The sequence below is a fragment of the Acinetobacter johnsonii ANC 3681 genome (genome assembly GCF_000368805.1).
Classification (GTDB): Bacteria; Pseudomonadota; Gammaproteobacteria; order Pseudomonadales; family Moraxellaceae; genus Acinetobacter; species Acinetobacter johnsonii.
The window spans coordinates 466,186-491,033 of record NZ_KB849705.1 but is presented as its reverse complement, the minus strand read 5'-3'; the positions used below and the strand labels follow the sequence as shown (position 1 = coordinate 491,033).

The following is a 24,848-nucleotide window of genomic DNA, read 5'->3' as shown; positions in this document are numbered from 1 at the left end:
TATCTTAGCTTAAAAAACTCAAGCAAGGCGTTTAAAAACACAGATTTTCTGCAAAAAACATAAAAAAAATTCAATTTTGAATTAATGATTTCAAAAATGTACAGAATTAGGAAGTTTCTCGCATCTTTATGAAAAAAACTTTAAAATAAGCGCAATTTGATGAGAGTGATGGTCATGAGTAAGCAACAGCCTACTTCAAAAAAACCTTTGGTGAATCTCCCATTCCCAATGCCAAATGCAGAACAAAGTGCTGACGATGTTGCACATAATCAGGTTCGTCCAAAACCTGAACAGTATGCAGATCGTACTTGGATGCCACCACGTGGCACCCGTCGTTCAATGGGTAAACGTTGATTCGCCATTGAGATAAAAAAAGCGCCCTATTTAGGGCGCTTTTTTATTGATCATTCGCTGGGTTGTAATTGCTAACCCGTCGATCATTTTCTGCATAGTAGGTTTTTTTGTGTTCATACATCGCAGTGTCGGCACGTTTAAGCATATCTTCAACCCGCTCATTTGGCTGGCTGGTGGCAGTGCCAATTGACACACTAATAGGTTGATGATTATTAAATTGGTTATCTACCATTAAAAGCTCATGCAAACTTTCAATGCAATGGTTCAATGCGGCTTCATCGGCGGCAGGTAATAGCACCACAAATTCATCACCACCGATCCTTGAAGCAGAGTATTGCGTATTTTCAATTAACTGATTCAGAGTATTACCCATACGGCGTAATAAGCTGTCACCTTGGTCATGACCAAGGTTGTCATTGATAGCTTTTAAGCCATTCATATCTAAGAAAATACAAGACACAGGGCGTAGGTTGTTGCGCTCAAGTCGGTTGATTTCAGTGCTGTAGAAAGAGCGGTTATAAAGTTTGGTTAAGACATCATGTTTGCCTAAGTACTCAAGATAATTTTCGGCTTTTTTACGTGCAGTAATATCGGTGAGCGCTAGTTGTACCATACCCCAATCGTCTTCGAAGCCTGGAAACACGGCAAAATGTAACAGCACATGGCGAATACTTCCATCGAGTGCATAATTGACCGCTTCGCAGTTATGTTGAATATTGCCATCCCACAGTTCGAGCAACTGATGTCGAAAGGTCTGTTGGGTTTCGTTCTGAAAGACTTTATGCAAATTTTTAAGTAAATGGTCTTTGTCACGTGCAGCAAACAGATCGAGTGTGGCTTGGTTGACATCGGTAACCATGATGTCTCTGAGACATTCATTGATAAAGTCATTGTGGACATCAAGAAAGGTTTTAAAGTCACTGATCCCCAAACGACGTAAATGATCTAAACGTGCTTTGACTCGGCTAAAGTCCTCAACCCAAAGCGAAGTAGGCGAGTATTGAAAACGTGCTTCAGCAATTAAACGACTTTTTTCTTCTAAACGTTGTGCATTGGCATAAGGCGTGATGTCTTCCGTGGTGATCAAAACCAATGAAAGATCGTGTTCATGACCGGGAAGTACTGTCCCGCGCAGTCGAATGTCAAGGCGATGACCTGTAAGCGTATAGTTTACAGCAGTATTTTCAAATAAGGTCTCACCATTCCAAAGTGCGACCAGCTCATTTAAATGAGTGCTTGACATATCTGCTTTAAAAATTTGCGCAAGGTTTGCGGTTAAGTCTTCAAAACTTTGGGCTTCAAATTGTTTTAAGGTTTGCGGGTTGACATGCAGGACTTTAATTTTATGCGCACAACTTAAAATACGTGATTTGTCTTCCAACAGAAAAGACGCAATATCTTCAACACCTTCACTCCGCCAAAGATCGAATTGTTTTTGTACTTCGCTAAAGTCTTCTAACCACATGGCAATGGGAGATAATTCAAAAATAGGAGAGTCCAATAATTGCATTTATATCTCGTTTTTATGTTGGAATTTAAAGCAGTATAAGCGCTAAAAAAACTTTTTAAAATAATGTGATAAAAAAAGTTATTTTTAAAATTTATGTGAGTTTATGGGGGATTTAGTCAAAAAATGCATATTGATTGCGCATAGAAAGTGCATAAGCTCCAATGGTTTTGGAGCTTAAAGAGCGTTTATGCTGATAGCGATAAGCGCTAAATGCTTTGAGGTCGATAGCGAAAAGTTTGTGATTGTTGATATTGATGGTCGCGCCAAAATAAATTGATCACCAACAGGTTTGGAATCAATACCATGAAGAATAAATAAATCAAAAAATTCTTTCGTTGTTGTTGATAGATCTGCATGAAGTCTTGGCTGCTGATGGTTGTGTTGTCTGCTGTGACCGATAACACTAAAACTTCTGGGTAGATAAACTGACGGTTGTCTGTGTAATAACGGATACTAACCTTTTGTTGTTGAAGGTCTTCTAATAGCGGGCAGCTTTTAAAGCGGTCCATGAAATTACAAACCAGTCTTAGTGGTTGCTGCTGAGAAGCTTCATTTAATACAATATCTTCATAGTGTGATTTATTACGCCCAGAGCCCACAGTGTAGCTATTTAACCGAATTTGGCCCTCGATGTGTTGTGGGTTAGGTATATGTTTTGCAATACGTACAGCCGAATAGTCAGTAAATTTGCTGAGACTGGAAAGTGCAAAAACATTAATGATGAAGAAGGGTGCCGTCATGAATAAAATATTTAAGAGGAGGTTGTTCTTTTTTGGTTGTTCGTTCTTTGTCTTTTTGAGGAAGGATAAGCATACAATGAAGATAAAGTAGACTGGGGATAGATTTATAAAATTAAAATCTTGAAACTGAGGCAGTTGATAAAATGCAATCAGCATGACAACGGCAATAGCCATACTGAAAAGAGCATGCTTGTTTCTCTTGGATTTGAGGGCTTCGAGCTGTCTATTTGTTCTCATGATTTATTTAAGTTTTTTGAAAAGTATCATTATGATCCAGAGTGTAAGTGAACTTTTAAAGGTCTAAAAGAGAAAAGCGGAAACAGTATCGTCACATTTGTTGTAGTAGTAGGCGATTGGGGAATAGGGGAGATTCTAATAATTCTATTATTTTCAATTAAAAAAGCCAATCTGATGGATTGGCTTTTTGAAAAGATTGGGGCTTAACGTAAGGCTTTCCGCGCACGATGTTCGGGCTTCGGTGGTGCGATTTCTCGTGTGCCTTGCCAAACCTCAATGAAGTCTTGTTCATTGATATTATAAAGTTCCAACAGCGCTAGAATGGCACCACCAAAAAGCATGCGCCCCTCCGCGTTGGTCTCAAAATCAAATATTTTCCCTGACAGCGCATGTAAAATATCTTCAATTTCAAAAACACGATCACGACCATTACTGTCGGTTGGATACATACGCGTGTTGAGGATAATTTTGGCTAAGCTTTTTTCATTATCGGTTAAGGCCAAATGCTGAATCAGCATGTCATCATTTTGGGTACTGAAAATCACAGCATCGTTAAAAATGGTGTGCAAAAACTTTTTGCTCAGACGTGGCAGTGTTCTTTCCACAAATGGGCGAAATGATGCAGGAAAGATAACATTATGAGAAATGCCTTTAAACATGGGAGCAATTTCTTCAACTTTATACCCCGCAATACCGCAGCCAATAGAGGTTAGAAAGTAAGTCATTTTAGGATGATTTTTGGTATAGATTTTAAAGTCATCAATATAGTGTTGAATTTGCGAAAGCGGCATTTGTTGTAAGTGTTCGTTCATAGTGGGAATGGCATAACTTTGCCCTGACCAACCACGTCCGACGCCTTTTATTGCGCCAAAGTGCTCAAGTGCAGTTCGGGCAGCGCCATCCGCATGTTGACCTGCCATGTTACTACCAAACACAAATACGGTATGTTCATCTAGGTTTTTGACGATGCTTTCGTCATGATATTGGTATGTCATAGGCTCTGATTTTTCGCTCTTCTTCACTTCATGTTGCCCTTGAAATACGGGGGGGTCAAGTGAAAAATCTTTGTAATATTTTCAGTAAATTACATTAAAAATCTAAAAGCAAGAATTGCTCGGGATTGAATCTGTTAAAATAGTCGGTTGAAGAAGCAAATCTTGGGATATGTCTGTGAGTGAGAAACAACCTTTTGATTTAGTCACCAATTACCAACCCGCAGGTGATCAGCCGCAAGCCATCGAAAAGCTTGTTGCTGGAATAGAAAAGGGCTATCACGACCAGTTGTTACTTGGGGTTACGGGTTCTGGTAAAACCTATACCATGGCCAACGTGATTGCGCGGACGCAACGTCCGACCATTGTCATGGCGCATAATAAAACCTTAGCCGCACAGCTTTATGGTGAGTTCAAATCTTTCTTTCCGAACAATGCCGTCGAATATTTTGTCAGTTATTATGACTATTACCAACCTGAAGCCTATGTGCCATCTTCAGATACATTTATTGAAAAAGATTCAGCGATCAATGACCACATTGACCAAATGCGTTTATCCGCGACGCGTTCGCTCTTAGAGCGTCGAGATGCAATTATTGTTGCTTCAGTTTCTGCTATTTATGGTTTGGGTGACCCTAATGCTTATATGAGCATGTTGCTACATATTGTACAGGGCGATCGTATCGCACGTGATGACATCATTCGTCGTTTGGTGGAAATGCAATATAGCCGTAATGAGCTTGAGTTTTTACGTGGTACCTATCGTATTCGTGGGGAAATTATCGATATTTTCCCTGCCGAATCGGATCAGCATGCGATTCGAATCGAGTTGTTTGATGATGAAGTCGATTCGATTCGTTGGTTCGATCCACTGACAGGCAAACTGGTACGTAAAGTTCCGCGTGTAACCATTTACCCAAAAAGTCACTATGTAACACCGAAAGATAATCTAGAGCGTGCCATCGGCACGATTCGTGAAGAGTTAAAAGAGCGTTTAGGTTTCTTTCGTGCACATGACAAATTGCTTGAAGCACAGCGAATTGAACAACGTACCCGTTATGATTTAGAAATGATGCAGCAGTTGGGCTATACCAACGGTATTGAAAACTATTCACGTCATTTATCCGGTCGTCCTGCGGGCGAAGCGCCGCCAACCTTATTTGATTATGTTCCTGACGATGCCTTACTAATTATTGATGAGTCACACGTGACTGTGCCGCAAATTGGCGCGATGTATAAAGGTGACCGTTCGCGTAAAGAAAACTTGGTGAATTATGGTTTCCGTCTTCCTAGTGCGCTAGATAACCGCCCAATGCAGTTTGAAGAATGGGAGCGGATTACGCCAGCAACGATTTATGTCAGTGCTACACCAGCCAAATACGAGATTGAAAAAGCCGAGCAAATAGCTGAGCAGGTGGTTCGTCCTACAGGGTTGATTGACCCCGAAATTGAAGTACGTCCGGTATTGACTCAAGTTGATGATGTGTTGTCTGAGATCAATATCCGTAAAGATTTAGACGAGCGTGTCTTGGTTACCACCTTAACCAAACGTATGGCAGAGGATTTAAGCTCGTATTTGAAAGAGTATGGGGTCAAAGTTGCTTATCTGCACTCAGATATTGACACTGTTGAGCGGGTGAAGATTATTCATGACTTACGTTCGGGTGTCTACGATGTTCTCGTCGGGATCAACTTACTACGTGAAGGCTTGGACATGCCTGAAGTGTCTTTAGTGGCTATCTTGGATGCAGACAAAGAGGGTTTCTTACGTTCTGAGCGCTCTTTGATTCAAACCATTGGGCGTGCAGCGCGTAATGTAAAAGGCAAAGCGATTTTATATGGTGATCGGATTACCGATTCGATGCAAAAAGCCATCGATGAAACAGCCCGTCGTCGTGAAAAACAAATGGCCTTTAATGAGCTGCATGGCATTATTCCGCGTAGCACCATCAGACAAAATAAAAAGGATATTGATACAGGCGAAGTGCTGACAGATGATCAAGTTGAAAGTGGTATCACAGATCAACATCAAACGCTCAGTGCAGATGAGCAGCACTTGCTGTCCGATCCGAAACTTCTTGCCAAGCATTTAAGCAAGTTGGAAAAAGAAATGCTCAAAGCTTCTAAAGAGTTACAATTTGAGCAAGCTGCGCGTCTGCGAGATGAAATTTTGCGCTTAAAAGCACAACTTCTAACCTAAGTTGCATTTACATAACGCTACAGTAATTTGGGCAGAAAGCATTATTTTTTAAAGAGATGTTTATTTTTAGATCATAAATTCTGAAATATTAAAGGTACAGTTTATGTCTGCAAATCTTCCAAAGGCGGGTTTTACGCTTGCCAAAATTGCTGTAGGTGGTGCTGTTTTAGTCGGGTTAGGCATGGCAACCATGGCTTATGCCCAGAGCAAACCCTTAGCCGTGGTAGATAAGGTTGAATTAGACCGTTATTTGGGTGTTTGGTACGAAATTGCACGTAAGCCCATGTACTTCCAAAATAAATGTGGAAGTAATGTCTCGGCTACCTATACCCTGAATGAAAATGGCAATGTGACAGTAGATAACCGCTGTTATGCTCAAGATGGTAAGCTGATGCAGTCTATAGGTGAAGCATTTGTACAAAACCCACCTTTTAATAGTAAGTTGAAAGTGAGTTTTTTACCGGAGGCGGTGCGTTGGTTACCTGTGGCACGCGGGGATTATTGGATTTTAAAAATTGATGATGACTATCAAACAGTTTTAGTGGGTGAGCCACGCCGTAAATATATGTGGGTGCTTTCTCGCTCGCCACAACCAGACCAAAAGGTCATTAATGAATACTTAGAATATGCAAAGTCAGTGGGTTATGATTTGAATGATTTGATTCATACCAAACAATTGCAAAAGTAAAATCTATTAAGCCTTGAAAGCCATGCTGAAGCATGGCTTTTTTAGTTTCATATACGTATTTTAAAACTTGAATAATAAAGCTTTATATAGTCGAACGCTTTATAATTGCTACCTATCAAAAAATCGTGTAAATCAATGTGGAGTGAAGGATGTATAAAGGTGTTGCACTATCGGTTTTAGCATCCGTCACTTTTGGAGTTTTGTATTTTTATACCTTTTTTTTAAAGCCCTTAGATAGTGAGCAAACTTTTGCTTGGCGTATGCTTTCGACCTTACCCTTTTTAACCGCATTTATGTGGTGGAGTGGTGATTTAAAACTCATTTCGGAGTTGTTTAAGCGTATCTTTAAACAACCTTGGATGTTTGCTTGGTTATTGTTTAGTTCGGTTTTATGTACCACGCAGTTGTGGCTATTTTTATGGGGGCCCATGAATGGTCGCGGCCTACAGGTGTCGCTCGGCTATTTTTTACTGCCTTTGGTCATGGTGTTGGTTGGTTGCATCCTTTACAAGGAAAAACTATCCCGCTGGCAAATGGCTGCGGTAGTCCTTGCTGTGCTTGGGGTAGGACATGAAATTTGGCGTATTGGTAGCATGGCATGGGAAACGGTTTATATCGCTTTGGCTTATCCTTTGTATTTCTTCCTGCGCCGTGTTTGTAAGACGGATCATTTGGGTGGCTTCTGGTGGGATCTGTTTTTAATTTTACCTGTCGCGTTTTATTTAGGCTTTGTGCATAGCGATAGTTTGGCTTTGATACAACAGTTTCCACATCTGATTTTGGCGGTCATTGGGTTGGGATTCTTAAGTGCGATGGGACTTGGAAGTTATATACTTGCGAGTCGTTATTTACCTTTTGTGATCTTTGGTTTGCTGAGTTATTTGGAGCCTGTTTTACTGGCAGGAGCATCAGTTGCCATGGGTGAACGTATAGAGGCAGGTGAGTGGTTTACCTATATTCCAATTTGGTTCGCAGTCTTATTGCTTATTATTGAAGGTGTGTTGCATTTATATAAACAGCAACAAAATAAAAAACAGCTCGAACGAAATATTAAGAATTTTGAAAAACAGCACCATTCAGACTAATTTGATGATGTTCGGAGCTGTCATTGCGCTGGAATTTGGGCAATAAGCATGTTTCTTATTTGTTTCTTGCCCTTTAAAAATAGTTGACTGTTTGATAAAACATCATTTGTGTAACTGTTTATTTTTTATCTAAAAAAATATTTTTTTAATTTTTATACTGCAAAATCATAAGACTAAATGCAATCATTTCTTAAATTAATAATGGATATACGACAAAAAACATCATGCATTTACAGCTTTCGATTCAAACTTGGCGCTAAATCCTTTACAATTGTTGGGTTTTAAAATTTACGCTTAGATTAAATTAATTAGAGGACGTATCTGTGAGCAAAGAGACTATCATCGCCCTACACGCAGAACACCAAGGTCGCTGGAAAAACCGTGAAGAAATCGCGGAACAAATGATCGCTTTGATCGGTCAGCTTTACCGTGAAAAAAATATTGTGGTTTCAGTGTTTGGACGTTCTTTAGTTAACCGTTCAGTTATCCAAATTTTAAAAGCGCACCGTTTCACTCGTATGATGGACGTTGAGCTTTCAGTTGTACACACGTTCCCAATTCTTGAAGCGTTGGCTAAAATTGAAAATATCGGTACTGCTGAAATTGATCTAGGCAAATTAGCCGTTGCATTTAAAGAGCAAGGTGGCGATGTTGATGCATTTGTTGCAGCAGCTGTTAAATCTGTAGAAGGTCGTGCAACTTCAGTAGAAGGTCGTGACGTTGTTCTTTACGGTTTTGGTCGTATCGGTCGTATTCTTGCACGTTTAATGATTGGTCAGTCTGGTCTTGGCCGTGGTTTGAACCTAAAAGCGATTGTGGTTCGTAAGTCATCTGATGGCGATTTGGAAAAACGTGCGTCTTTATTACGCCGTGACTCAATCCATGGTCCATTCTCTGGTACGATTTCTGTTGATGAAGAAAACGAAGCAATCATTGCAAACGGTCAATTCATTAAAGTCATTTATGCGTCGAACCCAACTGAAGTTGATTATACCGATTATGGTATTAGCAATGCATTAGTGATCGACAACACGGGTAAATGGCGTGATGCTGAAGGTCTTGCTCAACACCTTAAGTGCCCAGGCGCTGCACGTGTGATCTTGACTGCACCAGGTAAAGGCGACATGAAGAACGTGGTGTTTGGTGTGAACCAAGCTGACATTCTTGATGAAGATACAATTATCTCTGCTGCAAGCTGTACAACGAATGCGATTACACCAACACTTAAAGTATTGCATGACAAATACACAGTGTTGAATGGTCACGTTGAAACAGTTCACTCGTTCACAAACGACCAAAACTTAATCGACAACTACCATAAAGCAGACCGTCGTGGTCGTGCTGCAACGTTGAACATGGTGATTACCGAAACAGGTGCGGCTAAAGCGGTTGCTAAAGCACTTCCAGCACTTCAAGGTAAACTGACAGGTAACTCTGTACGTGTTCCAACACCAAACGTTTCACTTGCGATTTTGAACTTAACTTTAGATAAAGAAGTTGATCGTGATGAAGTGAACGAATACATTCGTAAAATTTCAATCAGCTCTAGCCTTCAAGGTCAGATCGGTTATACCAACTCGACTGAAGTTGTATCATCTGACTTTATCGGTTCACGTACTGCGGGTGTATTTGATGCACAAGCAACTATTACTTCAGGTAACCGTTTAACTGCATATGTTTGGTACGATAACGAAGTTGGTTATAGCTGCCAAGTTTTACGTATTGCAGAGCAAATGGGCGGCGTAAGCTATCCAAAAATTCCAGCTGAAACAAATGCATAATTTGTAATAGCGATTAAAAAGAGCCTCAATTGGGGCTCTTTTTTTTGCGCTGTTGTATGTGTTAAAGCAGGTTAGGTGCATTGGGGTGACATAAGTATTGGCTTGAGTGCTAAGAGTTGCCAATGTTTAATCCCTACTAATTTACTTAGAATAATCAAAATGTACTGTGTAAAATAGGACGATAAAAAATTATAGAGTCTGGTTGGTATACCGCCCCCTTAGACTTTCTAAGCTGACAAAAGGATGATATTTGTCAGATAAAAGAAAATAAAACAAAAGGAATTTGAATTTGCAAGTGAAGCATGTGCTAAGTGGATTGGCATTCATTGTGTTGGCATCTGTATGCGGTGTGCTTATCGCTATTTGGACGTTTAAACACTTTAATATTTATATTCCCTTAGAAAATCAAAAAGTCAGTATTGATCTGCAAGAGCCTTTACAAGCCGAGGTTAAAATTCATGATGCCTTAGATGTGGATGTCACAGGACGCGTTAATGCAGAAATTCCGATTCGTGAAAATCTGAATATTCCCCTGACCCAAACGCTGACTCCACGGGTATATTTTGATAATCAGGTTCCGATTAAAACCACCATTCCAGTGCGTCAAACCTTGAAAATTAATCAGAACATGCCTGTGGATACCAAGGTACAAGTGAAAGTCATGGGGCGAAATGTGACTTTGCCTTTAAAAGGAAATATTCCAATTCAGTTGGATGTGCCGATTCATATCGATGTGCCACTTGAACAGCAAGTACACCTCAAATTTGATGCGCCTGTAAAAACCGTACTGAAAGAAAACCTACATATTCCAGTCAATACAGTAGTTAAAACCAATATTCCAATACAGGGGTATTTAAACGTTCCAATTAAAACGGCATTGAAAGCATCGGTGGATGTGCAAAATACATTGCCAATTGAAATCAAGCAGGGTGAGTTGAAAATTCCACTCAATAGCTTGCAATTACTGCGTGCAAAACCTCAACCTCAAGAACACGTGAAGCCATAGGAGGGAGTATGTGGATATTCCAGTCTGCGAAGCGGCTTGTATTGAGTTTTGTGTGCGTTGTAATTTTAGTGGGTGCGCTGTTTTGGTTGTACCTGAATATTCAAGCCAGTATGCAAGTGTCTGCGAGTGAAGCCCAAATTCAACTATCAGACTCCTTACCGACAAAAATCCAAGTGGGTAATTATTTAGAAACCCAATCCGTTGGGACTTTAGATACGCAACTGAAAATCGATCAGAAAATCAATCTGCCTTTGACTGGGAAATATTTGGCAAATTTAGAGTTTGAAGTAGAAGTACCCGTTTCAGTATCTGTTGATTATCAAACCGAGGTACTCATTGATCAAAATATGCCGTTGGAGACAACTACAGACCTAATTTATCAGAATAAACTGTTGCCTAAGTTTCCACTCACTTTAGATATTCCGATTAAGCTGGCTGTACCATTTCATTTAAAGCAAGACTATCAGGTCCCGATCAAAATTATGTTTAATGGCTTGGTCTATTTTGAGTTTGATGAGCAAGTGCATCTGCATGTGTTACATCAGTTTGCACCACAGTTAAATTTGAATGACCCAATGACTATGCGAAAAATAGCAAGCTTCAATGCGACCATGTATAACACGGAACCGAGTACGACTGCGAATTTGGAGATGAATATGACACTACCTGTGAAGAACATTCATCCATAAAAAAACACCACCAATCATTGGTGGTGTTTGAATGTGAAGATTAAATGATTGGCTTAAAGTGCGGCTTTGATTACATCTTGAATACTGGTGGTCTTATGTCCAATCAATTGTTCTAAGTCTTTACTGTTGCTGTACATCGCACCTTGAATGCTTTGGATGTCTGCATCAACGATTACATCAACTAAGCCAGCAGGTAAGCCTGCTTGAGTTAAGCCTTGCGTGTATTCTTCTGCACTTAGGTTTTGATAAATAATGTCTTTATTTGCCGCTTGGCCAATTAAAGTTGCAAGGTCTGAGAGTCTAAAACTTTCTGAACCTGCTAGCTCATAGGTCTTATTCTCATGACCTATTGAAGTTAAGACTTTGGCTGCAGCTTCAGCATAATCTATACGTGATGCTGAGCTAATTCGGCCATCTTGAGCTGCGCCAAAAAGCGTCCCAATTTCAATGGTGTGAGCAACACTTGCAAGGTAGTTTTCGCTATACCAGTTATTTCTTAAGAAGGTATAAGTGATTCCACTGTCTTGAATCAGTTTTTCGGTTTCACGGTGTTCTTGAGCTAAGCCGAGTGGGGATGTGTCTGCACGTAGTAAGCTGGTATAAGCAAGATAAGGGATGCCGGCCACTTTCGCAGCATCAATCACTGCTTGGTGTTGAGGTGTGCGGCGACCGATTTCATTGGCTGAAATCAGTAATAACTTATCTATTCCTGATAGAGCAGGAACTAATGTTTCAGGGCGGTCATAATCAAACTCACGCAGCTCAATACTTTGCGCTTTGAAATGTTCAGCTTTATCTACATTACGAACTAGCGCAACAATATTCTGGGCCGCAGTCAACTGCAAGAGTTGCTCTATAACGAGGTTACCGAGTTGGCCTGTTGCGCCTGTGATTGCAATTTTCATAATTCACCTATGTTGATTGTTTTCTATACTTGATGGTTGTATCTTAATCTGGTAACTTACTAAATGTAAGTACGTACCAAAAAGTAAGTAATAAACCAAATGGAGAGAAATGATGCACACCTATGCGACAAGCAAATTGTTAGGTCAAGTTTTATCCACAGAGTGTCCGTCTCGTGAAATTTTGGAGCATCTTACGAGTAAATGGTCGGTACTGGTGTTGCGTTGTTTAAGTGATGGCGTACATCGTTTTAGTGAACTCAAGCAGCGTATAGAGGGCGTGAGTGAGAAAATGCTTTCTCAGACGCTCAAAACGCTTGAACATGATGGCTTTATTCTACGGACGGTCTATCCCGTGGTACCGCCCAAAGTGGAATATCAATTGACCATCTTGGGTTCACAAGCTGCTGAGAAAACCATGTATTTGATTGGTTGGATTGAAAAAAGTTTGCCTGAAATTCTAGAAAGTAAAGAACGAGTGGCAGCTTTAAAATAAAAGATGACAAGTATTATGGATTGGTTGTGGTAACCCTTAATTGCGCTTTAAGAGTGAATCCCTCAGGAGTGCGGAAGTGGATTAGAGCTGATTCAAATTTCAGGCTGTGAAAAGGCCTTGTTATTAAACAATCTCCTCTTTTAGTGCGCTATTTTGATGAGAAAATCCTTCTTGGAGTAAAAGTTGAGTAGGATTGAATAAAATGAGTCCAAGAGCGATCTAACGACTAAATGGTCAGCAGATTTAAATTAAAAAATGAAGAAAATCAGGTGAAAAGTGTCAAAAATTTAGATTTTGGTATTTTTGTGACTAAATTTCATGTTTCGCTGAATAATTCTATTCGAGAAATTTTGTAAAATATGGCAGAATATGCGGTTTTAAAGTATTTAGAGGATTGGCAGCATGCGCTTTGTTGATGAAGCAGTCATTACCGTAGAGGCTGGCGACGGTGGCAATGGCGTAGCCAGTTTTCGCCGTGAAAAATTCGTACCTTTTGGTGGTCCAGACGGTGGTGATGGTGGTCGTGGTGGTAGCGTATTTATCGAAGCTGATGATAATACCAGTACCCTTGTAGATTTCCGTTATACTCGCCGCTTCCGTGCGGAGCGAGCTAAAAATGGTCGTGGTGCGAACTGCGCAGGCCGTGGTGGTGAAGACACGGTATTAAAGGTTCCTGTAGGTACAACCATTGTTGATACTGACTCAGGTGACATTATTGGCGACTTGGTTGAAAGTGGTCAGCGTGTGCTTGTCGCAGCGGGTGGTGATGGTGGTTTGGGTAATACACACTTCAAATCATCGACGAACCGTTCGCCACGTAAGTGTACCCATGGTTTTAAAGGCGAATTTCGTGAAATTCGTTTAGAGCTAAAAGTACTGGCCGATGTCGGCTTACTGGGTATGCCAAACGCAGGAAAATCGACGTTTATTCGTGCCGTATCAGCAGCAAAACCTAAGGTTGCAGACTATCCATTTACTACGATGGTTCCAAACCTTGGTGTGGTCGATGCAGACAGTCACCGTTCATTTGTTATGGCGGATATTCCTGGCTTGATTGAAGGGGCTTCTGAAGGTGCGGGTCTTGGTATTCGTTTCTTAAAGCACTTGGCGCGTACGCGTATTTTGCTTCACATTGTGGATGTTCAGCCGATTGATGGTTCTGATCCTGCATACAATGCAAAAGCGATCTTGGGTGAATTAGAGAAATTCTCTCCGACACTTTCAAAGTTACCTATCGTTCTAGTGTTAAACAAAGTTGACCAACTTGCAGACGATACGCGTGATGAATGGTGTCAGCATATCTTAGATGAAATGCAGTGGGATGGCCCTGTATTTAAAACTTCAGGTTTGATGTCTGAAGGGACAAAACCAGTTGTGTATTACCTGATGGATCAAATTGAGCAACAACGTGAACGTGAGCTTGAAGATCCTGACTATGCAGCAGAAGTGAAAGCATTCCGTGAGCAGCTTGAAGCTGAAACACGCGAACAAACGATTGCCGCTAAAGAAGCATATCGTGAAATGCGTCGCCAACAACGTCTTGCAGGCCTGTTGGCTGATGATGATGAAGACGATGATGAAGATGACGGCGAAATGGAAGTGTTTTACGTACGTTAAGCTCGTAATGAGTAACTGAGGACAAGATGATAGAAGTGGTAGATGGGCAACGTAAGCTCGAAGCTTGTAAACGAATCGTTGTTAAAATCGGATCATCTTTACTCACAGCAAATGGGCAAGGTTTAGATATAGATGCAATTTCGCATTGGGCGAAACAAATTGCAGATCTACACAATGCAGGACATGAGATTATTCTGGTGTCGTCAGGAGCTGTGGCTGAAGGTATGGTTCGTATGAAGCTAGACAGCCGACCCACCGATCTACCCAGTCTTCAGGCGTGTGCTGCCATTGGTCAGATGGGCCTTATTCATACGTGGTCGAGTGTGCTTGAAAAACATCACATTCAGACTGCGCAAGTGTTATTAACCCATGATGACTTAGCAGACCGTCGTCGTTATTTGAACTCATGTGACGCATTACAGAACTTGATTGAATGGCATGTGATTCCTGTAATCAACGAGAATGACACGGTTTCGACCGATGAAATTCGCTTTGGTGACAATGACACGCTGGCTGCGATGGTTGCAGGTCAAGTCCATGCTGATTTGTTAATTATTTTGACTGATCAGCAGGGGATGTTTGACTCAGACCCACGTTCAAATCCAAACGCTAAACTGTTCCATACTGTGCGTGCTTTAGATGAAAGCTTGTTTGATATGGCAGGCGGTGGTGGTAAGTTTGGTCGTGGTGGTATGTTGACCAAAGTCCGTGCTGCACGCTTGGCTGCAAAGTCAGGCTGTCCAACGCTGATTGCCAGTGGTGAAAGTGACAATGTGCTTGAACGTTTGATGGATGGTGAAATGCTTGGAACATTGTTTATTACAGACAATGACCGCATTACCGCTCATCAACAGTGGTTAGCAGCTCACTTACAAACTGCTGGTCGTTTAGTGTTGGATGATGGTGCTGTCAAAGCCATAAAAGATAATCATCGTAGTTTACTTCCGGTTGGCGTGAAAGCTGTGGAAGGGCATTTTGAACGCGGTGACGTGGTTGAATGTGTTGATATCCAAGGTGGCCGTGTTGCGGTCGGACGTGTCAACTTTAGTTCGCGTTCTGCGGAGCTAGTAAAGGGCTTGGCGTCAGATAAAGTTCACCAAGTCCTAGGTGAAGCACGTTCACTTGAGATGATTCATCGCAACCACATGGCGATCTACTGATTTAAACGCATTAAAAAAATCCCGCTTTCGAGTGGGATTTTTTGTTTTAAAGAAAAAGTTATTTGATATAGCCTTTTTGAATAAGTGGCTTAAATAAGTAAAAGTGAAGGGTGAGTGCCCATTGCATGATTGTATCTTTATAGAGATTCCAAAGCTTTAATCCAAAGAAGTTTAAGGCAAAAGCCAATAGAAAAGCCCCGAGCATATCTAAAGGGAAGTGCACACCAAGATAGACACGTGACCATGCAACCAGCCAAGCCATGATCAAGAGAAAAATTCCCAGTTTACGCTGTGCAGAGAAGAGATAAGAAAAAGCGATACTGCTAAAAATCAGCATATGGTCACTCGGGAAAGAGCCATTGGGTGCATGGTAAATGAGAGTGCGTCCGACCTCCATGACGAAAGGCCGTGGGTGATAATACACATGAGAAATACATTGGCTGATCAAAATGGCGATACTGGTAAAGATAAACGCCTTCAATATCTGTTTTTTAGTGTCATAGTTACCACGTAGCCAAAACCAAGCAAACAGTAAAATCATACAATAGAGCAGGTCATTGGCGATGAAAATGGCAAAATGAATACTAGTATTAGTGGCTTCAGGAGAAGCATTAATCCATGAAAAAAGCGATAAATTAAGTTCTGAAAGAGTCATGAAAGTGGATTATGTTTATCAAGTACGGAAGAGAGTCATAATTTTGTCATATTGTTAAAATAAAAAAGACCACAAAAATGTAGTCTTTTTTACCAGTTCAATGTGGTTGAACTATTTGGCTTTCAGTTTTAGAAATCAAATGACGTTTGAAGGTAGAAGGTACGTGGTTGCCCTACATATTTTCCGCCTGTTGAGTCAGTAGAACGTGTGAAATATTGTTTATCAAACACGTTTTTAACGCCACCCGCGATTTTTAAACCGTGGAATTGCTCACCAAAGTCATAGGCTGTACGCACCGCAAAGGTAGAGTAACCTGGAATATCACCTAATTTTCCATCAGCCGATTCGTCGGTTTGATAGGTATCACCCGAACCTGGAGAATGCTGCTTAGATTGCGCAAACATATCTGCATTGACGCTCCATTGATTCACTTTATAGCCTAAACCAACATTTGCTGTGTGTCGTGAGTAGAAAGGAAGGTCTTTGTCTTCAAAGTCGCCTGCTTCCGCCACAGCTTTGGTGAAGGTGTAGTTGCTATAGAGTTTTAAGCCCTCTAGTGCATCGCTCAAATAAGCAAAGTCATAAGCTAGACCAAGTTCTACACCTTTGTGGCTGGTTGCTCCTAAGTCTGTCCAAATGCCATTGTTCTGCGCATCACGTTCTAAAATTAACTCTTTTTTGAAGTCTAAATAAAACGCGGTTAATTCTGCATTTAGTCCATTGCCTAAATACTTCGTCCCAATTTCATAGTTATTGGACTTTTCAGGATGCAAGCCATCAGTTGTACTTTGTGCAACACCACCTTCTAAACGTGCCAATTGGTTGTATTGCTGTGGGCCGAATGAAACGCCCGCATTGGCAAAAATGTTCCAATTGTCTGTCGCTTTATACATGACCGATAGGCTGGGTAAAAACTCATCTGAATCAATTTTTGGAGAAACGGTATTAACTGCTACTCCTTGGTTATAGGCAGTAAAATTGTTATGTGTTTCAATTGATTCAAAACGTAGTCCCGGTGTGATGACCCAGTTACCTAAATCGAAGCGGTTATCTGCATAAATCGCATGTGCTTTAGTGCCACCTTCACTCGTGGTACGTGCTTTAATTTCGCTCACAGGTGCATTCAATGCATATGTAGATGAGCGACCTGAGAACTCAGAACTATCTTCATCTAAATAACGATAGCCGATAGTGAATTCGCTATTTGAGTTACCTAATTGGTATGCACGAGACCAACGCGGTTCAATGGCAAAAACTTTGTAGTCGCGTGGAGAGGTGTCCATACGCGAAGTCGTTGTACTAACATCTGTCTCTAAGTCGCTCGTGCGAAATGAGTCAATATAATAGGTCAACAATTCAAAGTTATTTTTTTCATCTTGATGTGTATAGCGGAATGAGACATCTGAGCGGCGGCCAGAGAAATAATTACGTGACTTATTTGATTGATAAGGGTTTTGTGCATATTTTTCAGCAGTTAAGCCTTCAGGCATTTCACCATAACCTTCATAGTGATGTAGGTTTAAGGCAATCGCATCCGCATCCGTAATTTGATAGGCCGTTTTTAACATGACATCATCAATGTCAGTTTTATTATTGGCTTCACGGTAGCCATCACCTTTTGTACCTGAATACAGTAAGGCAAGACCTAAACCATTATCTAAGGTTCCGCCTACAAATAGGTTCGGGCTATATTTAATTTGATCTGTACCGGAAGCATATTCGGTCGTTAGGCTGACATTACCTGCAAACTCTTGAGGAATAGCGCGAGTTGCAAAGTTAATGATACCACCTACGTTCTGCGGCCCAAAACGTACAGAGCCTGCACCACGAACCACATCCACAGATTCAATATTGCCTAATGATACTGGTGCTAGTGAAAGCTGAGGTTGTCCATAAGGTGCAAATGATAGCGGGACACCATCAAGCAGTACTGTAGAACGAGGAGATAAACGTGAGGCTAAACCACGAACACCAATATTGAGTGAAACATCACTGCCACCAGTACCATTATTTTCTTGGACTTGAACACCAGGCACTTGCTTCAGGGCATCTTTAATTGAAGTCGCAGCAACTTCATCTAAGCGATTGCGATTAATAATCGTACGAGCACCTGCATGCTTTTGCACTTTTTCTGCATTAGCATCTTCTAACCAGTTGCCTTGTGCTTCAAGTTTGATGGTCGGAAGCACATTGTTGCTCGTTGCTTCAGTGAGTTCTTCTGCTTGTGCATAGGTCAAGCAGCTCATAGAAAGCCCAATCGCAATACTGAGTTGTTTGGCTTTGAATAATCTGCGATCCTGCAGATGAAGACGTGATGAAATCATTCTTTTGTGCGCAATCCATAATAAATAGCGCGGCTATCATATGCTGAACCTTGTTAAAATCAAATAATAACCATTATCAATTATTGCAATTAAAACGCTAAAATTAATAGGCGAATTAAAGTATTCTTAATGGACCACACAATAAAAAAGCCATGTTTAAGATGGCTTTTTAGATGAATTTGAATGAAATCTGTTATTTAAGTTGAACAGTACCATTTGCATTCACAGTGATTTTAGATTCACCACCTGCAACATCTTGCATTGGTGCATCAGCTGCTGCAAATTTCGCACTTTCTGCACGCATCATGACTGGGCGAGGGTAGTAGTTGCTGGTATTAATGTTTAAGTTAACCAAGTTATAACCTGACTTACTCCATGCTTGCGCTAACGATTGCGCACGCTGTTGAAAGTTTTTCGATGCTTCAATAATCAGCTCATTTTCCACTTTCTTCCGTTGTGTGTCAGATACACTAAAGCCGATTGACTGGGTTTGGAAGTTTTGCTGTAGCTCACCAATCAACTGACTCGCTGCTTTAAAATCGGTACTTTCTAAATTAATTTCAGCACGACCACGCCATTCTTTTAACTTTTGGTTGTCATCGTTGTAAATAGGATAGGTGGTTTGAGAACCCGTTTCGACTTTTACGCTTGGGTATTTACGTGCTAAAGCTGTGGCTTGATTCATGAGCTGCGTAATTTGTGTTGCGAGTTCAGCAGGTTGTTTATTACTACGTTCAATGTAAAGCGTTCCATTCATTAAATCGTTGGATACTTGGCGTGTTGCCTCTGCCTGAACATTGACAATATTGTAGTTCAATTGGTTCTCAGGCTGAGCAAAAACTGCTGAGCTAAATAAAGCGCTAAGAGCGATTGCTGGGATGAAGAATTGACGCATTTTTATTCCTTTTTTATTTAGGAGGAGTTTTGCAACATTTGTAAAAAGCTTAAAGCCAATTTGTGGTGAATTTACGAAAATATTGTGGTTCGATTGTAAAAAAAGGTACAAAATATTTTTCAGAAAAACCTAGATAAAGTGATTTATTTCAAAAACTTATTTTTTGACCAAGGTGAGTATTTTTAAATTTTGTGGCGAAGTTGAAAAATAAATAAATTCATCGGCTTTTCTTTACGTTGTCACACTATAAGAGGATAATTTAAGCTATGGTTTGGCATGATATATTTTTTTAGTAAATTTCTGGCAGATAATATCCAAAAGCTGTTTATTTTATTGAAAATTTCTGTATCATCCGCCTCCTAGTTATGAAGTATCCAAACGCTATCTGACTAGATTTATAAAGCGCCGAGTCAAAGGACCAAAAGTCACCCGACTTATTTCTTTCAACCCATATCAGAGATGGTAATTCGATATGAGCGTTTCTTCTGTAAACCCTGCCACTAATACTACTAACGAATACTATTTGACTCGCCAAAGTCAGATGGAATCCAATGTTCGTAGCTATCCACGGAAATTACCGTTAGCGATAGCCAAAGCATTAGGCTGCTGGGTTACTGATGTTGAAGGTACAGAGTACCTCGATTGTTTAGCTGGGGCAGGAACATTGGCTTTGGGCCATAATCATCCTGCGGTAATTCAAAGTATTCAAGATACACTTGCAAGTGGTCTTCCTTTACATACTTTGGATTTAACGACACCTTTAAAAGATGCATTTACTGAAGCATTACTTGAACAATTACCAGGCGGTAAGGAAGAGTATTGTCTACAGTTCTGTGGTCCATCTGGTGCAGATGGCACGGAAGCAGCAATTAAATTAGCGAAGACGTATACCGGTCGTAGCACAGTGATTAGTTTCTCTGGTGGTTACCATGGTATGACGCACGGCGCTCTTGCAATGACAGGTAACCTGTCTGCGAAAAATGCTGTAAATGGTTTAATGCCAGGCGTTCAATTTATGCCGTATCCGCATGAATACCGTTGCCCACTTGGTTTAGGTGGTGAAGTGGGTGTGGATGCTTTGACATATTTCTTTGAAAACTTCATTGAAGATGTTGAAAGTGGTGTAACCAAGCCAGCGGCTGTCATTCTTGAAGCAATTCAAGGTGAAGGCGGTGTGGTAACTGCGCCAACCAAATGGTTGAAAAAAATCCGCGAAGTGACTGAAAAACACAACATTGTGTTGATTCTTGACGAAGTTCAAGCAGGCTTTGCACGTTCAGGAAAAATGTTCGCATTTGAACATGCGGGTATTGAACCTGACGTAGTGGTGATGTCTAAAGCCGTTGGTGGTAGCTTACCGCTTGCTGTGTTAGGTATTAAACGTAAGTTTGATGCTTGGCAGCCAGCAGGTCACACGGGTACTTTCCGTGGTAACCAATTGGCAATGGGTACTGGTCTTGCAACAATCAAAACCATCAAAGAACAAAACCTTGCGCAAAATGCACAAGAACGTGGTGATTTCTTACAAGCTGAATTTAAAAAGCTTGCCCAAGAGTTCCCATGTATCGGTAACGTGCGTGGTCGTGGTTTGATGATTGGTGTTGAAATTGTTGATGAGCGTAAACCAGCGGATCATATGGGGTCTTTACCTGCAGATGGTCAATTGGCAGCAGCGATTCAAGCGGCATGCTTTAACAACAAATTGTTGTTAGAAAAAGGCGGTCGTAACGGCACAGTTATTCGTTTACTTTGCCCATTGATCATCACTCATGATGAATGTGTTGAAGCGGTTTCTCGCTTCAAGAAAGCAATTGCTGAAGCACTTGTTGCAACTCGAGGCGCGTAATCATGGTTGATTTTGCAGAACACCGTAAGGCGTTACTCTGCAATGATGCTGCATCTATTGCTGACTACTCGTCAGCAATGGACCAAGCGACTAAAGCAGTTGCAGCATGGTTGCAAAACGACAAAATGTACACGGGCGGTAGCATTAAAGAGCTACGCAGTGCGATTGCATTTAATCCTTCTAAAGAAGGTTTGGGTGTACAAAAGTCACTTGAACGTATGGTTGAGCTTTTCTTAAACAAAAGCTTAAAAGTCCATCACCCGCACTCGCTCGCGCACTTGCACTGCCCAACTATGGTGACCAGTCAAATTGCTGAAGTGCTGATCAATGCAACGAACCAATCGATGGATTCGTGGGACCAAAGTCCTGCAGGTTCATTGATGGAAGTTCAGTTGATTGATTGGCTTCGTCAAAAAGTGGGTTATGGTGCAGGTCAAGCTGGTGTGTTCACTTCTGGTGGTACACAATCAAACTTGATGGGTGTACTGCTTGCACGTGATGCATGTATTGCGAAAAACTGGAAAGATGAAAACGGTAATCCGTGGTCTGTACAGCGTGATGGCGTGCCGGGCGATGCGATGCGCAACGTCAAAGTTATTTGCTCGGAAAATGCACACTTCTCTGTGCAAAAGAACATGGCGATGATGGGCATGGGCTTCCAATCAGTCGTAACCGTTCCTGTGAACGAGAACGCGCAGATGGATGTGGATGCACTTGAAAAAACCATGGCTCACCTTCAAGCTGAAGGTAAAATCGTGGCATGTGTAGTTGCAACTGCAGGTACGACCGATGCAGGTGCAATTGATCCACTGAAGCAAATTCGTGAAATCACCAACAAATATGGCGCGTGGATGCACATCGATGCGGCATGGGGTGGTGCTTTAATCCTATCGAACAATCATCGTGATATGTTGGATGGTATTGAGCTTTCTGACTCAATTACGCTGGATTTCCATAAGCATTACTTCCAAACCATCTCTTGCGGTGCGTTCTTGTTAAAAGACGAAGCGAACTATCGTTTCATGCACTATGAAGCTGAGTATTTAAACTCTGCTTATGACGAAGAGCATGGCGTGCCTAACCTCGTGTCTAAGTCACTTCAAACAACACGTCGTTTCGATGCGTTGAAGCTTTGGATGACTGTTGAAGCGCTTGGTGAAGAACTGTATGGTTCTATGATTGACCACGGCGTTACTTTAACTCGTGACGTTGCTGATTATATCAATGCAACTGCTGGTTTAGAGATGTTGGTTGATCCACAATTTGCATCTGTATTGTTCCGTGTGGTTCCAGAAGGCTATCCAGTAGAATTGCTTGATACCTTAAACCAAAACGTTGCAGATGAATTGTTTGCACGTGGTGAAGCGAATATTGGCGTAACTAAAGTGGGTCAAAATCAATCATTGAAAATGACGACTTTAAGTCCAGTTGCGACTTTAGATAACGTGAAGAACCTGCTTGGTCTTGTCCTTGCAGAAGCGGATCGTATCAAAGGTCCAATCGCAGATGGAACCTATACACCTGCAATTGCTTAATCGATTGTTTGTGTTAAAAAAGGAGCTGATATCAGCTCCTTTTTTTATGTGTTCTAAAGATTAAGGAATATAACATCACTGGCTAAGTTTCTAATTTTAATTATGTTGGAGAAGCTTTATTTTTCTATGAAGTAGTTTTCGATATCTGCTTGAACTATAATTTTCAGGAAAATGAGCTTCAATGCTTAAGACTAAAGCTAAATATTCGGGCTTTTGATTTTCAACAGGCAAATGATTTCCTTCATGAATTTTCAAGTTAAAGGCATGACCTCCGCAACAGGCAAGTCCTTGTCATAATCACGGCAAATTGGGGCAAATAAACGTGTTTGGCTAGCTGTCATGAGAAATGTCGTATTCATGACTTGTCATGCTTCTTACGAAAAATGAATGGTTAAGGCGGCAGTAAGGGGATGAGAAACCCAAAATCTCCTTCATTGAGCTATCTCTTAGAAAAAAAGATAAAGTGCTGTCCCCCAGAAATACCCATTATTTGGAGAAGTATTTTTAAAAATCAGAAAGGTGTCTGAGTCTAAAAGTCATAGATTTGCTCTCGTATTCAAGATGAGTATGCTATTTTCTAAGAAATAAATGGGGGGTAAAAGGTAAAAATTAAGACCTAAATGACGCTCAATTTTCTAAATATGACACCACTCATTTGTCATTTATAGGTTATGAAATTCTGACAAATGGCGAAAATTTATATGGATTCTGCATATGGGTATACGCAAAGTTTTATAGATTAGAAGGGCTATTAAATGTTTAAGAAATAAAAAACCGATGAAGTTTTTTTATTTTATGCATTGATTTTAAAAGTTTTTATTTCTTATAAAAGTTTGAAAAAAAGTTGGTGTAAAATGAACTACGTACTCGTGTTATATCAAAATAAGAAAAATTCTTGAGGTGTTTAAACTGGGTGAAATTGAACAAAGTGTAACGAATCATGGACAAATAAAAATAAACATCATGAAAGTGTCACAATGCTGTAACTTGCTTGTCATATTCTGAAATCAAAATGCAGTTATCCAAAAAAGTACAAGACTGAATAAAAAAGTGGCGTACTCCAAAATGTTTAATATGTGAGATAACAAATATGCGCTTAAACCATATCGCACTTGCAGTAGTAGTTTCTGGGGCAGCTGTAGCAACCACGGCAAACGCAGCTCGTGACACAATTCAAATTGCGGGTTCTTCAACAGTTTTACCATATGCAAGTATTGTTGCTGAAGAGTTTGGCAATACTTTCCCACAATTTAAAGCACCAGTTGTTGGTTCTGGCGGTTCTTCAGGTGGCTTAAAACAGTTCTGTAATGGTGTGGGTGATAACACAATTGATATCGCAAACGCATCTCGTAAAATTAAAGATACAGAATTAGCTGCTTGTAAGAAAGCTGGTGTGAACCAAGTGATCGAAATCAAAATTGGTTATGACGGTATTGTGTTCGCTTCAAATGCAAGCAAAGCAGCCTACAAATTACGCCCACAGCACGTCTATGCAGCTTTAGCAGCGCAGTTACCATCTAACGGTAAAATGGTTGCAAACCCTTATACACGTTGGAACCAAATTGACAAAAGCCTTCCAAACGAACCAATCACTTTAGTGATTCCAGCATCAAACCACGGTACACGTGAAGTGTTCCAAGAAAAAATGGTTGATGCAGGCTGCGAAACTTATGCAGCAATCAAAGCAATGGATAAAGATGCACAAAAGAAAGCATGTTCAACTTTCCGTAAAGACGGCAAAGTGATTGAGATTGCGGGTGACTACACTGAAACTTTGGCGCGCTTAAAAACGTCGCCTAGCGCAGTGGGTGTGTTTGGTTTAGGTTTTTACGACCAAAACCGTGACAAGTTACGCGTAGCTACAGTGAACAATGTTGCACCATCTGAAAAGACGATTTTGAATGGTTCATACCCAGTTTCTCGCCCACTATTCTTCTACGTGAAGGGTGAGCATTTGAAATCAATCAAAGGCTTAAAAGAATACACTGAATACTTCATCAGCAAGAAAGTATCAGGTAAGGGTTCTAAGCTTGAGCGTGCTGGTTTGATCTCAATGTCAGACAAAGAGCGTGCAGCAGTTCTTGCGAACTTCAAAGCAGGCAAAGCGGTTAAGTAATTAAGCGTAGAAACAATCAA

Annotated in this window: 20 protein-coding genes; 13 read left to right on the top strand and 7 right to left on the bottom strand. The window is 40.8% G+C overall.

Annotated elements, in window-relative coordinates:
- The first annotated feature begins 174 nt into the window (after window positions 1-174).
- Window positions 175-354 carry a hypothetical protein gene (locus F946_RS06490; protein ID WP_004693646.1) on the top strand — a complete coding sequence of 60 codons (180 nt, stop codon included), beginning with the start codon at window positions 175-177 and terminating at the stop codon, window positions 352-354.
- Between the two features lie 43 nt (window positions 355-397).
- On the opposite strand, the gene F946_RS06485 is transcribed toward F946_RS06490, so the two are convergent.
- The 3 genes from F946_RS06485 to F946_RS06475 form a co-directional block, all read right to left on the bottom strand.
- Window positions 398-1,864 carry a sensor domain-containing diguanylate cyclase gene (locus F946_RS06485; protein ID WP_004980386.1) on the bottom strand — a complete coding sequence of 489 codons (1,467 nt, stop codon included), beginning with the start codon at window positions 1,862-1,864 and terminating at the stop codon, window positions 398-400.
- Window positions 1,865-2,070: 206 nt separating this feature from the next.
- Window positions 2,071-2,778 carry a hypothetical protein gene (locus F946_RS06480; protein WP_004980384.1) on the bottom strand — a complete coding sequence of 236 codons (708 nt, stop codon included), beginning with the start codon at window positions 2,776-2,778 and terminating at the stop codon, window positions 2,071-2,073.
- Window positions 2,779-3,044: 266 nt separating this feature from the next.
- Entirely contained in the window at window positions 3,045-3,836 is a 792-nt protein-coding gene (locus F946_RS06475; RefSeq protein WP_035326512.1) for an A1S_2505 family phage non-structural protein, read from the bottom strand.
- A 175-nt stretch (window positions 3,837-4,011) separates the two neighbouring features.
- Between F946_RS06475 and uvrB the strand changes: the two genes are divergently transcribed.
- The 6 genes from uvrB (at window position 4,012) to F946_RS06445 (ending at window position 11,282) form a co-directional block, all read left to right on the top strand.
- Window positions 4,012-6,033 (top strand): excinuclease ABC subunit UvrB, encoded by a 2,022-nt coding sequence (gene uvrB / locus F946_RS06470; RefSeq protein WP_035326864.1) that lies wholly within the window; start codon window positions 4,012-4,014, stop codon window positions 6,031-6,033.
- A 103-nt stretch (window positions 6,034-6,136) separates the two neighbouring features.
- The gene (locus F946_RS06465) at window positions 6,137-6,721 is read left to right on the top strand and encodes a lipocalin family protein (protein WP_004693638.1); all 585 of its coding nucleotides are present in this window, start codon (window positions 6,137-6,139) and stop codon (window positions 6,719-6,721) included.
- A gap of 149 nt (window positions 6,722-6,870) precedes the next feature.
- Entirely contained in the window at window positions 6,871-7,806 is a 936-nt protein-coding gene (rarD, locus tag F946_RS06460) for an EamA family transporter RarD (protein WP_004980377.1), read from the top strand.
- Between the two features lie 323 nt (window positions 7,807-8,129).
- The gene (locus F946_RS06455; protein WP_004980374.1) at window positions 8,130-9,587 is read left to right on the top strand and encodes a glyceraldehyde-3-phosphate dehydrogenase; all 1,458 of its coding nucleotides are present in this window, start codon (window positions 8,130-8,132) and stop codon (window positions 9,585-9,587) included.
- Between the two features lie 289 nt (window positions 9,588-9,876).
- Window positions 9,877-10,593, top strand: a complete 717-nt coding sequence (locus tag F946_RS06450) for a hypothetical protein (RefSeq protein WP_004980372.1) — start codon at window positions 9,877-9,879, stop codon at window positions 10,591-10,593.
- Window positions 10,594-10,601: 8 nt separating this feature from the next.
- Complete coding sequence (locus tag F946_RS06445; RefSeq protein WP_004980370.1) at window positions 10,602-11,282, top strand: hypothetical protein; 681 nt, start codon at window positions 10,602-10,604, stop codon at window positions 11,280-11,282.
- A 53-nt stretch (window positions 11,283-11,335) separates the two neighbouring features.
- Here F946_RS06445 and F946_RS06440 read toward each other — a convergent pair whose 3' ends face one another.
- On the bottom strand, window positions 11,336-12,187 hold the full coding sequence (locus F946_RS06440) for an SDR family oxidoreductase (protein WP_004980369.1): 852 nt from the start codon (window positions 12,185-12,187) through the stop codon (window positions 11,336-11,338).
- Window positions 12,188-12,299: 112 nt separating this feature from the next.
- On the opposite strand from F946_RS06440, the gene F946_RS06435 reads away from it, so the two are divergent.
- The 3 genes from F946_RS06435 to proB all read left to right on the top strand — a co-directional run bounded on the left by F946_RS06435 (window position 12,300) and on the right by proB (window position 15,457).
- Window positions 12,300-12,680 (top strand): winged helix-turn-helix transcriptional regulator, encoded by a 381-nt coding sequence (locus F946_RS06435; RefSeq protein WP_004980366.1) that lies wholly within the window; start codon window positions 12,300-12,302, stop codon window positions 12,678-12,680.
- A gap of 402 nt (window positions 12,681-13,082) precedes the next feature.
- Entirely contained in the window at window positions 13,083-14,297 is a 1,215-nt protein-coding gene (gene cgtA / locus F946_RS06430) for an Obg family GTPase CgtA (RefSeq protein WP_004980365.1), read from the top strand.
- 26 nt (window positions 14,298-14,323) lie between these two features.
- Complete coding sequence (proB, locus tag F946_RS06425; RefSeq protein ID WP_004980364.1) at window positions 14,324-15,457, top strand: glutamate 5-kinase; 1,134 nt, start codon at window positions 14,324-14,326, stop codon at window positions 15,455-15,457.
- 58 nt (window positions 15,458-15,515) lie between these two features.
- On the opposite strand, the gene F946_RS06420 is transcribed toward proB, so the two are convergent.
- The 3 genes from F946_RS06420 to F946_RS06410 form a co-directional block, all read right to left on the bottom strand.
- Window positions 15,516-16,112 carry a phosphatase PAP2 family protein gene (locus tag F946_RS06420; RefSeq protein ID WP_004980362.1) on the bottom strand — a complete coding sequence of 199 codons (597 nt, stop codon included), beginning with the start codon at window positions 16,110-16,112 and terminating at the stop codon, window positions 15,516-15,518.
- 128 nt (window positions 16,113-16,240) lie between these two features.
- Window positions 16,241-18,436: a TonB-dependent receptor family protein gene (locus F946_RS06415; RefSeq protein WP_004980360.1), complete on the bottom strand. Its 2,196-nt coding sequence runs from the start codon at window positions 18,434-18,436 to the stop codon at window positions 16,241-16,243.
- Window positions 18,437-18,629: 193 nt separating this feature from the next.
- Window positions 18,630-19,331: an SIMPL domain-containing protein gene (locus F946_RS06410; protein WP_004980358.1), complete on the bottom strand. Its 702-nt coding sequence runs from the start codon at window positions 19,329-19,331 to the stop codon at window positions 18,630-18,632.
- 472 nt (window positions 19,332-19,803) lie between these two features.
- Here F946_RS06410 and F946_RS06405 point away from each other — a divergent pair, with 472 nt between their 5' ends.
- The 3 genes from F946_RS06405 (at window position 19,804) to F946_RS06395 (ending at window position 24,828) form a co-directional block, all read left to right on the top strand.
- Window positions 19,804-21,177, top strand: coding sequence for a diaminobutyrate--2-oxoglutarate transaminase (locus tag F946_RS06405; protein ID WP_004980356.1), 1,374 nt, complete (start codon window positions 19,804-19,806; stop codon window positions 21,175-21,177).
- A 2-nt stretch (window positions 21,178-21,179) separates the two neighbouring features.
- The gene (locus F946_RS06400) at window positions 21,180-22,712 is read left to right on the top strand and encodes a pyridoxal phosphate-dependent decarboxylase family protein (RefSeq protein ID WP_004980354.1); all 1,533 of its coding nucleotides are present in this window, start codon (window positions 21,180-21,182) and stop codon (window positions 22,710-22,712) included.
- A gap of 1,090 nt (window positions 22,713-23,802) precedes the next feature.
- Entirely contained in the window at window positions 23,803-24,828 is a 1,026-nt protein-coding gene (locus F946_RS06395; protein WP_004693599.1) for a substrate-binding domain-containing protein, read from the top strand.
- Window positions 24,829-24,848 lie beyond the last annotated feature (20 nt).